12 protein-coding genes are annotated in these 11256 nt (G+C 70.2%); 11 read left to right on the forward strand and 1 reads right to left on the reverse strand.

Translation table 11 applies throughout. From position 1 onward, the window contains the following. Positions 1-3 precede the first annotated feature (3 nt). The 11 genes from CcI156_RS03145 (at position 4) to CcI156_RS03195 (ending at position 10591) form a co-directional block, all read left to right on the forward strand. On the forward strand, positions 4-2490 hold the full coding sequence (locus CcI156_RS03145; protein WP_076804236.1) for a mannose-1-phosphate guanyltransferase: 2487 nt from the start codon (positions 4-6) through the stop codon (positions 2488-2490). A 182-nt stretch (positions 2491-2672) separates the two neighbouring features. Beyond that, complete coding sequence (locus CcI156_RS03150; RefSeq protein WP_254847245.1) at positions 2673-3449, forward strand: DUF881 domain-containing protein; 777 nt, start codon at positions 2673-2675, stop codon at positions 3447-3449. Continuing rightward, complete coding sequence (locus CcI156_RS03155) at positions 3446-3778, forward strand: small basic family protein (protein ID WP_011435907.1); 333 nt, start codon at positions 3446-3448, stop codon at positions 3776-3778. Before CcI156_RS03150 ends, CcI156_RS03155 begins: the two co-directional genes overlap by 4 nt. 140 nt (positions 3779-3918) lie before the next feature. Further along, on the forward strand, positions 3919-4671 hold the full coding sequence (locus CcI156_RS03160) for a DUF881 domain-containing protein (protein ID WP_232234940.1): 753 nt from the start codon (positions 3919-3921) through the stop codon (positions 4669-4671). Positions 4672-4808: 137 nt separating this feature from the next. After that, positions 4809-5189, forward strand: coding sequence for a glycine cleavage system protein GcvH (gene gcvH / locus CcI156_RS03165; RefSeq protein WP_076804238.1), 381 nt, complete (start codon positions 4809-4811; stop codon positions 5187-5189). A 293-nt stretch (positions 5190-5482) separates the two neighbouring features. Then, on the forward strand, positions 5483-6028 hold the full coding sequence (locus tag CcI156_RS03170) for an FHA domain-containing protein (protein ID WP_009739506.1): 546 nt from the start codon (positions 5483-5485) through the stop codon (positions 6026-6028). 16 nt (positions 6029-6044) lie between these two features. Then, a complete protein-coding gene (locus CcI156_RS03175) occupies positions 6045-6821 on the forward strand; it encodes a MerR family transcriptional regulator (RefSeq protein WP_076804239.1) in 777 nt (258 codons plus the stop codon). A gap of 167 nt (positions 6822-6988) precedes the next feature. Then, positions 6989-7474, forward strand: a complete 486-nt coding sequence (locus CcI156_RS03180) for a bifunctional nuclease family protein (protein ID WP_009739504.1) — start codon at positions 6989-6991, stop codon at positions 7472-7474. Between the two features lie 591 nt (positions 7475-8065). Next, on the forward strand, positions 8066-8605 hold the full coding sequence (locus CcI156_RS03185; protein ID WP_139341404.1) for a MerR family transcriptional regulator: 540 nt from the start codon (positions 8066-8068) through the stop codon (positions 8603-8605). 55 nt (positions 8606-8660) lie between these two features. Further along, positions 8661-9785 carry an ATP-binding cassette domain-containing protein gene (locus CcI156_RS03190; RefSeq protein WP_076804241.1) on the forward strand — a complete coding sequence of 375 codons (1125 nt, stop codon included), beginning with the start codon at positions 8661-8663 and terminating at the stop codon, positions 9783-9785. Further along, positions 9782-10591: an ABC transporter permease gene (locus CcI156_RS03195; RefSeq protein ID WP_011435913.1), complete on the forward strand. Its 810-nt coding sequence runs from the start codon at positions 9782-9784 to the stop codon at positions 10589-10591. The genes CcI156_RS03190 and CcI156_RS03195 overlap by 4 nt, the downstream gene beginning before the upstream one ends. A 60-nt stretch (positions 10592-10651) precedes the next feature. Here CcI156_RS03195 and CcI156_RS03200 read toward each other — a convergent pair whose 3' ends face one another. Further along, positions 10652-11221, reverse strand: a complete 570-nt coding sequence (locus CcI156_RS03200; protein ID WP_076804242.1) for a hypothetical protein — start codon at positions 11219-11221, stop codon at positions 10652-10654. Between the last annotated feature and the right edge of the window lie 35 nt (positions 11222-11256).

Genomic DNA, 11256 nt, shown 5'->3' on the forward strand with positions numbered 1-11256 from the left:
GTCATGGCCGGTGGCGAGGGCACCCGGCTGCGTCCGTTGACCGCGAACCTGCCCAAACCACTGCTCCCCGTCGTCAACCGGCCGATCATGGAGCATGTGCTGCGCCTACTCAAACGGCACGGCTTCGACGAGACGGTGGTGACCGTCCAGTTTCTGGCCTCGATGATCCGGACATACTTCGGTTCCGGTGACGAGCTCGGGATGCACCTGTCGTACGCCACCGAGACGACCCCGCTGGGCACCGCCGGCAGCGTGAAGAACGCCGAGGACGCCCTGCGGGACGAGGCGTTCCTGGTCATCAGCGGGGACGCGCTGACCGACATCGACCTCACCGACCTGGTTGCCTTCCACCGGCGTCAGGGCGCGCTCGTCACCGTCGCGCTGAAATCCGTCCCCGATCCRCTCGAGTTCGGCATCGTCATCACCGGCGAGGACGGACGGATCCAGCGCTTCCTGGAGAAGCCGACCTGGGGGCAGGTGTTCTCCGACACCGTCAACACCGGCATCTACGTGATGGAGCCCGAGGTGCTTGCCCAGGTGCCGCCCGGCGAGGCGGTGGACTGGTCCGGCGACATCTTCCCCCGGCTGGTCGAGGCGGGTGCCCCGGTGTACGGCTACGTGGCGTCCGGGTACTGGGWGGACGTCGGCACCATCGCGAGCTTCCAACGGGCCCAGGCCGACGTGCTCAACCGCCAGGTCGACGTGGAGATCGGCGGTTTCGAGGTGTCCCCCGGGGTGTGGATCGGTGAGGACGCCGAGGTCCATCCGGAGGCGATCCTCAAGGGGCCGCTCGTGGTCGGTGACTACAGCAAGGTGGAGGCCGGCGCCGAGCTGCGGGAGTTTTCCGTGCTGGGCAGCAACGTGCTGGTGAAGAGCGGCGCGTTCCTGCACCGGGCGATCGTCCAGGACAACGCGCTCATCGGCCCGCAGACGAACCTGCGCGGCTGCGTCATCGGCAAGAGCACCGACGTGCTGCGGGCGGCCAGGATCGAGGAGGGCGCCGTCGTCGGAGACGAGTGYGTCGTCCGCGAGGAGGCGTTCGTCTCCCATGACGTGAAGGTGTATCCGTTCAAGACGATCGAGGCCGGCGCGGTCGTCAACACCTCCGTCATCTGGGAGTCCCGCGGCCAGCGGACCCTGTTCGGGCCGCGCGGGGTGTCCGGCCTGGTGAACGCGGAGATCACCCCGGAGCTGGTGGTGCGCCTCGCCGGCGCCTACGCCACGACCCTGAAGAAGGGGGCCACCGTCACCACCGCGCGGGACGGTTCCCGCGCCGCCCGGGCCCTCAAGCGGGCCGTCATCAGCGCGTTGACCGCCGGCGCCATCAACGTCCGTGATCTCGAGGTGGCACCGATGCCRGTCACCCGCTTCGACGTCCGCTCGTCCAACGCCGCCGGGGGGATCATGCTGCGCACCACCCCCGGAGACCCGGAACGCATCGACATCATCTTCCTGGATGCCGACGGCGACGACCTCTCCCCGGTGGCACAGCGCAAGCTAGACCGGGTCTTCTCCCGCCAGGAGTTCCGCCGGGCCTTTCCCGGTGAGATCGGTGACCTGCGTTTCCCGGCCCGTACCATGGATCTCTACATCCAGGATCTGCTCGACCGGGTCGATACCGCCGGCGTCGCCGAGGCGGATCTCAAGATCGTCGTTGATTCCTCGGGTGGCTCGGCGTCCCTGGTGCTGCCGACACTGCTCGGCCGGCTCGGCGTTGACGTGCTCACCGTCAACGGACGCGTTGACGAGACCATCCCGCCCCGCAGCGCCCTGGAGGATCTGCGGGCCACCGACCGCCTGGGCGCCCTCGTCGCCAGCTCCGGGGCGGCCTTCGGCGTGCGGTTCGATCATGTCGGCGAGCGCGTCACGATCGTTGACGAGCGGGGGGACCTTATCGACGATGACCGGGCCCTGCTGGTGTTCCTCGACCTCGTCGCGGCGGAGAATCCCGGCGCGGAGGTAGCCCTCCCGGTGACCATCACCCGGGTAGCCGACCAGGTCACCCGCTTCCACGGGCTGACGGTACGCCGGACCTCCCTGTCGGCGGCGGCGCTGACCGGGGTCGCCCGTGACGACGGCATCGTCTTCGCCGCCGACGGGCGGGGCGGCTTCATCGTCCCCGAGTTCGCCCCCGCGATCGACGGGATCGCGGCGTTCGTGAAACTGCTGGCCCTGGTGGCACGGACCCGGCTGACACTCAGCACCATCGACGCCCGGATACCTTCGGTGGCGATCCTGCGCCGTTCAGTGCCCACCCCGTGGGCGGTCAAGGGCACCGTCATGCGTCGCGTGGTGGAGTCGGTCGACCCGGATACGGGGTATGTCATCGACACCACGGACGGGGTTCGGATCGTCGGTCCGGACGGCTCCTGGATCCTGGTGTTGCCTGACCCGAGCGAGGCGGTCACCCACCTGTGGTCGGAGGGCGCCGACATCGAGGAGGCCCACGTGCTGCTGCGGCGCTGGGTCGAGGTGGTCGAGGCGCGGTAGCCGCGGCACGCGCGGCGAGGCCTTGGTCGGCGGCGCTCGGTGTCCGGTCGGTCAGAATGCCGAATGTGCGAGAACGGACCGGATGGCCACGCCGAGGGCCGGTATGCCCCGGGGCCGCCGGCCCTTCGGATCCCTGCGGCGTCTCCGGGCGGCCCCGTCGCCCCTGGCAGCGTCCCCTCGCCTTGGCCCTCGTCCTCGGCCTGCTCGGCCTGGTGATCGCGACCGGGGCCCGGCGTGCCGCGACGACGGCCGGGGAACGTGCGGAGCTCGTCGCGGCCCTGCGCGCGAAGATACATGAGCGATCCGCCGTGACCACTGCGGCCGCGACCCGGGTCGGCGAGCTGCGCCTGCGGGTGAAGACGGCGCGGGAACAGCGCGCCCGGGCCGAGCGTGAGCTGGCCTGGGCCACGGCGGCGCTGTCGGATCTCGGGCCGGCGGCAGGCTGGTCCCCCGTGCGTGGACCGGGTGCCCGGATCGAGCTCGCGGACCGGACCGCCCCCGGGCCGTCGGCACCGTCGGCACCGTCGGCACCTCGTGCGTCAACGGCACCCACCCCGCTGCGCCCGTTGACCGGGCTCGCCGGTCCCCACCCCGCACCGGCGTCCGGCTGGACCCGGATTCAAGATCGAGATCTTGCCGATCTCGTCAACGTGCTGTGGATCTCGGGTGCCGAGGCTGTCGCGGTCAACGGCGTCCGCCTGACGGYTCTYAGCGCTATCCGGGCGGCCGGTGATCTCATTCTCGTCGGATTCGTACCGATGATCGCGCCGTACACCGTCGAAGCGGTGGGTGATCCGGACGATCTCGTGCGGCGTCTCGAGGAGTCCGCCGTGATCGACCGGCTGCGGCATCGTCCCGACTCACCGGTGACCTCCCTGTCGGTCGTCACCGTCAGAAACCTGACCCTGCCCGCGGCCGATCCCCAGGTGCTGCGGCATGCTCGACGGAGCGAATCATGATCGCCGTGGTAGCCCTTGCCCTGGGCGTGACGGCCGGCCTGGTGCTGGGCCCGACCGTCCCCGACTGGATGGATCCCTACCTCCCAGTCGCCGTGGTGGCCGCGGTGGACGCTGCTCTCGGCGGCGCGCGGGCCGTCGCGGAGAGGGTGTTCGACGACCGGGTGTTCATCGTCTCGTTCGTCTTCGACGTCGCGATCGCCGTCCTGATGGTGCTGCTCGGCGACCTGATCGGGTTCGGCGGCGCGTTGTCCACCGCGGTGGTCGTGGTGCTGGGCATCCGCATCTTCACCACCGCGACCGCGTTGCGCCAACATCTGATCAAGGTCTGACGATGGCGGTGACATCGACAGGCGACCCTTCGGAATCCGGGCCCGGACGGAAGTCCGCATCCGATCCGAAGCCCGATCCGGTGCCGGTCTCCGATGCGCCGGTCTCCGATGCGCCGTCGGACCCGCCCACGTCGCCCGTCGTGGTCCCTGTCGCGTCGGAGCCGACACCGAGCCCGGTTCCGGGGCACGTCCGGCCGGGTCGTGCCCGGACGCGGCGTGCCCTGAGTCTGGTCCTGCTCGCCGGTCTCGGTTTCGCCGCGGTCGCCGCGACCCGGTCCGCGCAGCCGTCCTTCGGACTCGCCACCGCGCGGCCGGACGAGCTCGCCGCGACCCTCGGTGCGATCGGCGCCGTCGACCGGTCCCTGGCAGCCCGGGAGCAGCAGCTCCGCCGGGAGGCGGAACCGATGATGCCGCCCGTGCCGACGTCGGTGCCGGCCCCGGCGGCCGGGCCGGACGAGGTGCGTCGCGAGGCCGACCGGCTGGCGATCCTCACCGGCATGGTGCCGGTCACCGGATCGGGGCTCGAGCTGACGATCCAGGACCCTCACCGCGCGGTCGACGCCTCGATCCTCGTCGACGCCCTGCAGGAGCTACGGGACGCGGGCGCCGAGGCGATCGAGATCGCCGGGGTCCGAGCGGTCGTCTCGACCTACGTGGCCGACGAGCCCGGGCGGGGGTTGGTGGTCGACGGCACGTCGATCGCGCCGCCGTACGTGCTGCGGGTGGTGGGCGACGCCCACACGCTGGACCAGGCGATGCGGATCCCCGGCGGGGTGCTCGATACGGTAGCGGCACGGGACGGGGCGCAGGCGACCGTTCGGACCTCCGAGCACATCGAGATCCGTGCGCTGCGACCCGCTCCGAGTCCTCGCTACGCCCGTCCGGCCGGATAGGAGACCCCCTGTCCCCGGGCCAGCCGAGGAACGTGGTTCCTGGTGGAGTTCACGGCGCGGCGCGGCACGGTATGGCGTCGGGCCGGGCGGCGCAGAGCGGTCCGCGCAGTGGTCAGAGCAAGGGGAGGCGATCTCCGGTGTACCCGGACGACCTGAAGTACACCCGTGAGCACGAATGGATCCGGCTCGACGGGAGCACGGCACGGGTCGGCATCACGTCCTACGCGCAGGAGGCGCTGGGCGACATCGTCTTTGTCTCTCTGCCCGACCTCGGCTCCGCGGTCCAGGCCGGTGAGTCCTTCGGAGAGGTCGAGTCGACCAAGAGCGTGTCCGAGATCTACGCGCCGATCGCCGGAGAGGTGRCGGCGCGCAACGAGGCACTTGCCGGTGCGCCGGAACTGATCAACTCTGATCCCTATGGGGAAGGCTGGCTCGTCGAGCTCACGGTCGCGGATGTCGTCGACGTCACCGGCCTACTGACCGCCGAAGAGTACGCGGAGCACGTGAAGGAAAACTGAGAGTATCTGGTTGGTGCTTCTGGTGGGTGGTGGGCCACGCCACGCCGAACAACACGGGTCGCACTCTTTTCACGACCGTGCCCGCGATGCACTAGCCTCGGAGTGCACCGGGGCAYGATCGTGGACGGCCCGACCGTCGCCATGTGATCATCCTGGTGATGGGGGTGGGCTGCGGACGTCTGGCTAMCACCATCGCAGTGTTGGCAGAGACGTTCCCGCCGCCCGTCCGGTGGCGGCCGAAGCGGCTGGGGTACCCCGCCCGTGCGGGATCCCGGCAGGAAGCGGACGCGACTGTGTTCTGCACGAGGTGCGGACAGCAGAACCCGTCCGACGCGCTGTATTGCGCGCGGTGCGGGTCTCCTCTGGTACGTCCGGGTGAGCCCGTGGCGCCGGAGAGACCCGCGGAGCAGACGTCAACGCTGAACCTGGCGGCCGCGCTGTCCGGCATCGAGGGCGATCACGTCGACGAGTCGACCGAGCGGGACGCCGTGGCCGCCGTTGACGCGCTACCTCCCGGCTCGGCGTTGCTCGTCGTCAAGAGGGGGCCGAATGCGGGKAGTCGTTTTCTGCTGGACGCCGACATGACGACCGTCGGCCGCCATCCCGAGAGCGATATCTTCCTCGACGATGTGACCGTCTCCCGTCGGCATGCGGAGTTCCATCGCTCGCCGTACACCAAGGGCTTCTCGGTTCGCGACGTCGGGAGCCTGAACGGTACCTACCTCAACCGCGAGCGGATCGACTCGGCTGAGCTCACCAGCGGCGACGAGGTACAGATCGGCAAGTTCCGACTGGTGTTCCTGACTGGCGCGAGCTACGGGGGGTCAGCGGCACGGTGACGAGGAAGGACCCACGGTGAGCGGCGGCCTCGCCGCGGCATCGTCGGCCCCGCGTTCGGGCGCAACGCGCTCGGACCAGGCCGGACAGAACGCGAAGGTGCTCAACATCGGCCAGGTTCTCGACCGTCTGCGGGCGGACTTCGCCGWCATCACCCTGTCGAAGATCCGCTATCTCGAGGCGGAGGGACTCGTCGAACCCGCCCGTACCAGCGCGAACTACCGCAAGTACTCGGTCGACGACGTCGCCCGGCTCCGTTACGTCCTGCACGCGCAGCGGGAGCGCTTTCTTCCGCTGCGCGTGATCAAGGAGGAGCTGGCGTCGCTCGACCGCGGTGAGACCCCGGTGCATCGGCCTGGACCCCGCGCGCTGCCCCCGCATCCGGCCCCTACCGGCCTGGACGCGTTCCTCGGGGCGGAAAGGGTCAGAATGTCGCGCCGGGAGCTTCTCGCCGCCGCGGGGCTCGGCGACGAGGCCCTGACCGAGCTGGAACAGCACGGCCTGGTGGGTCCGATCGCCGGCGGCGGGTACTACGATTCCGACGCCCTGCTCGTCGCGCGGACCGTGGCGCTGCTGGCCGGCCACGGCGTGCAGCCCCGGCATCTGCGGGCCGCCCGTACGGTGGCCGACCGTGAGGCTGGTCTCATCGAGGCCGCCGTCGCCCCGTTGCGGGGCCAGCGCGGTGGTGAGGGCTCGGGACGGCACGCCGAGACCGCCGATGAGCTGGCGGCGTTGCTGGTCCGCTTGCACGCGGCCCTGTTGCGCTCCCGGCTGGCGGCGGGACGATCGAGTTGAGACCAAGGTGAGGAGGCTGTCGGGGCTGCGCTCGKAGTGCCTTGCCGGACAGCCGAACCGGTGGGCGCGCTGACGCCGGACGGAAGCGGGGATACTGTCTCCCCTGTGGGGTTTTCTGGCTCCGGTCACAACATCCCGCCCCGCCCCACCTGCGAGGAGGTAGATCGGTGCATCGGCTGGACATCGTCGGCGTGCGAGTCGAGCTTCCGTCGAAGCAGCCGATCGTCCTGCTCAAGGAGGTGGGCGGTGAGCGGTATCTGCCTATCTGGATCGGTGCTGTCGAGGCGACGGCGATTGCCTTCGCCCAGGAGGGCATCACGACGGCTCGACCTATGACCCATGACCTGATGCGGGACGTGTTGCGTGCGCTGCAGACGGACCTGACCCGGGTGACCATCACCGACCTCCAGGACGGCGTCTTCTTCGCCACGCTCGTGTTCGGCAACGGGGTGGAGGTCTCCGCCCGGCCGTCCGACGCGATCGCGTTGGCGATGCGGATGGGAGCGCCGGTCTACGGGGTCGAGGCGGTCCTGGCCGAGGCCGGGATCACCGTTCCCGAGGAACAGGAACAAGAACAGGAGAGCGAGCTGGAGAAGTTCCGGGAGTTCCTTGACACGATCTCCCCGGAGGATTTCAACACCCCCGGCTCCTGAGGGTTCCCGGCTCCCGAGGCTTCCCAGCCCTTGGCGTGCCCGCCTGGGAGCAGGTCGGCCGCTGAGACTKTCAGCGAGCCGTGGCCGAGGTCGGCTGTGATCCACTGTGATCCACAGTGCGGGCAGTATCGGGGCGAGCTTCCGATTTGACCGATCTGTTGAATGACGTCCGCTGGACTCCAGACACGCCGGCTTAGATCATTGAAGGAACCGCGCGTCGCTCCTACGGTCGGGAGAGCCCGACCGTAGAGTTCGTGCCCCTGCCCGCGGTAGACGTGGCGGAACGGGCTCTCTCCGGCTCTGACCTTGCCGGGCCGTGGCAACGGCGTGATGTGCTCTGCCCGGTTCCGTGCCGACGGGTGGACGGGCGGTCCCGGATTACGGGCACAGGGGTGCCACGCCGCGGCCTCGCCGGCCGTCGGTGGTCGGGGAGTCGTGYGGTCGAGGTGATCGTGGCAGGCCGCACGACAGTGGAAACGGTTCGATCGGGCCGGGTGTCCGGGATGGCGGCGTCGGGTGACGTCGGCGGTCGGGACGGATCCGGAACGGTCCAGAGGATGGGGCTGGCATGGCGGCGAAGTGCGTACAGCGATGATCGAACAGGGCCAGCTCTTTCCGGATGAGATTCYCGAACCGCCGGGGGACGACGTCGGGTACCGGGGGCCGACGGCCTGCGCCGCGGCGGGCATCACCTACCGCCAGCTCGACTACTGGGCTCGGACCGCTCTGGTCGTCCCCAGCGTCCGCGACGCGTCCGGTTCCGGCAGCCAACGGCTGTACTCCTTTCGTGACGTCCTGGTGCTGCGCGTGGTCCGCAAGCTGCTTGAGGCCGGTGTGTCGCTGCAGAACATCCGGGTGGCGGTGGAACATCTGCGTACCCGCGGCGTGGACGACCTGGCGCAGCTCACCCTGATCAGCGACGGCTCCACCGTGTACGAGTGCACCTCGGACGATCAGGTGATCGATCTTGTCCGGGGTGGACAGGGCGTGTTCGCCATCGCCGTCGGCCGAGCCCTGCGCGACATGCGTGGCCAGCTGGCCGAACTGCCCTGCGAGCGGCCTGGTCATCCGCCGGCGACCCATCCCGGCGACGAGCTGGCCAGTCGTCGGATCCGGCGGAGCTCGGCCTAGCCCCCCGCCCTTATTCGGTTCCGAACTGTCGGTGGTTCGTCGTACGGTCCGCCTCGTGACAGACAACCCGACGGTCCTCACCGAGGGCCTGCAGAAGAGCTACGGCGGCAAACGAGCGCTGGTGGGCCTGGACCTGCGGGTCGATGCCGGCACCGTGCACGGTGTGCTGGGGCCCAACGGAGCCGGCAAGACGACGGCGGTACGCATCCTGTCGACCCTGCYGCGCCCGGACGGCGGCCAGGCCAGGGTCCTCGGTCTGGACGTCGTCCGGCAGGCGGACGCGCTGCGTGCCCGGATCGGTCTGACCGGCCAGTACGCGGCGGTCGACGAGCGGCTCACCGGCCTGGAGAACCTGGAGATGTTCGGGCGGCTCTACCGTCTGCGCAGCCGCGTCGCGCGGGCCCGCGCGGTCGAGCTGCTCGAGCGGTTCGAGCTCGCCGAGTCGGCCGGTCGGCAGGCGCGTACCTACTCGGGCGGGATGCGGCGGCGGCTCGATCTCGCGGCCAGTCTGATCATCAACCCGGCGGTGCTGTTCCTCGACGAGCCGACCACCGGACTGGATCCCCGCAGCCGCTCGGCGATGTGGAGGGTGATCGCCGATCTGGTGCGGGACGGCACGACGGTCCTGCTCACGACGCAGTACCTGGAGGAGGCCGACCGGCTGGCCCACCGGATCTCGGTGGTCGACGGCGGCCGGGTCATCGCGCGGGGTACCCCGAACGAGCTGAAGTCGCAGGTCGGTGGCGACCGGCTGGACATCGTCGTCGGTGGTGACGCCGCCGAGGATGTCCAGGCCGCCCGGGCGGTGCTCGCCCGGTTCGGATCCGGCGCGGCGACGGCCGACGGGGAGACGCGTCGGGTCAGTGTGCCGGTACCGGGCGCGAGCGTGCTGTCCGATGTGGTCCGGGGTCTCGACGAGCTGGGGGTGCCGATTTCCGACGTCGCCCTGCACCGGCCGTCGCTGGACGACGTCTTCCTCGCCATGACCGGGCGCGCTTCGGCCGGCAGCGAGACGCCGCCCGCACGTGCGGGCGGCGACGGCCGTGGCGACACCGGCAACCCTGATGACCGGGATGACCGGGATGACCGGGATGACCGGGATGACCGGGACGACCGGGATGACAAGGACGACCGGGATGACAAGGATGACAAGGATGACAAGGACATGGTGACCATATGAGCACCATCGAGCTGACTCCGGCGGGGCGCGGGCGGCTGTCGTGGGCCGTCGCTGACGCGTGGGTGATGTGCCGGCGCAATCTGATCCAGACCTGGCGGATACCCGAGCTCGTCATCTTCGCGACCATCCAGCCGGTCATGTTCGTCCTGCTGTTCACCTACGTCTTCGGTGGYGCGATCAACGTGGGTGACGGGGTCAAGTACGTGGACTACCTGATGCCGGGCATCTTCCTACAGACGGTGATCTTCGGGTCGATGTTGACCGGCGTGGGGCTGGCGGAGGACCGTCAGCGGGGCCTGATCGACCGGTTCCGTTCCCTTCCCATGAGCCGGTCGGCGCTGCTCACCGGCCGTACCCTGGCCGATCTCGCCCGCAACGTCTTCATCGTCGTGGTGATGCTTCTGGTAGGTCTGGCCGTGGGATTCCGGTTCGGGGAGACCACGGTGCCGGCGGCGCTGGCCGGGTTCGGGCTGATGCTGTTGTTCTCGTACGCCTTCTCCTGGCTGTCCGCCGTCATCGGGCTGTCGGTGAGTAGCGCGGAGGCGGCGCAGTCGGCGGGATTCATCTGGATTTTCCCGCTGGTCTTCGCCAGCTCGGCCTTCGCCCGGGTGGAGACCATGCCGGGCTGGCTGCAGGCGTTCGCCCGGCATCAGCCGGTGACGGTGACCGTCGACGCCGTGCGGGCGTTGTTCCTCGGCGGTCCGGTCGTCTCCGTCCTCCTGCAGTCCCTCGCCTGGTGTCTGGGTCTGTTGGTGGTGTTCGGGCCGTTCGCCGCGCGCGTGTACCGGCGGTCGGCCTCGCGCTGACCGGCGGGCCCGACCGCCGGACGCGGGCCGTACCCGACATCGCCGAGGCGCGGCTCATGGTCAGGTGCGGCCCTCGGTCTCCTGGGCGTTGCCCAGCGTCGCCTCGTAGGCGAGCCATTCGGCCCGCAGGACCGGCCAGCCGTCGGCGCGCAGCAGGTCCACCACGGCGGGGTCGTCGTCGACCACGACGGCGACCCGACGGCCGGCGCCGAGCTCGCGAAGTTCGGCGCGTTTGAACACCCGAGCCGGCCGACGGTCGGCGTCCGGACGCATCCGCAGCTCACCCGGCGGCAGATCCTGCTCGGTCAGCCAGCGCCGCGTCGCCTCTCTGGAACGCTCCGGCCGGCCGGTCAGCCATACCACCTCGTGGTCTCGGGCCAGCTTGCGGGCCAGTTCCACCCCTTCGGCCAGGGGGGGATCGGCGGGCGCCGCCGCGAAGAACGCCTCCCAGTCGCTGGGACTGGCGCGCAGGAAGCGCAATCGGTGTCGGACGTCGGCCACCACCCCGTCGACGTCGATGAYGGCGAGCGGTCGCTGTTTCGCCGCCGTACCTGCCGTACCTGCCGTACCTGCCGGACCCGCCGTCTCCGTGCGGCCCGCCGTGTCAGCCGTGTCAGCCGCGTCCGTCACCGACGTTCCCTTTCCACCTGCTCATCGCCGACCTT

It is taken from the genome of Frankia sp. CcI156 (assembly GCF_001983015.1).
GTDB lineage: Bacteria > Actinomycetota > Actinomycetes > Frankiales > Frankiaceae > Frankia > Frankia casuarinae.

Coding starts and splice junctions, on each gene's coding strand:
- CcI156_RS03155 (WP_011435907.1), top strand. CDS start 3,446: ATGATCGCCGTGGTAGCCCTTGCCCTGGGCGTGACGGCCGGCCTGGTG.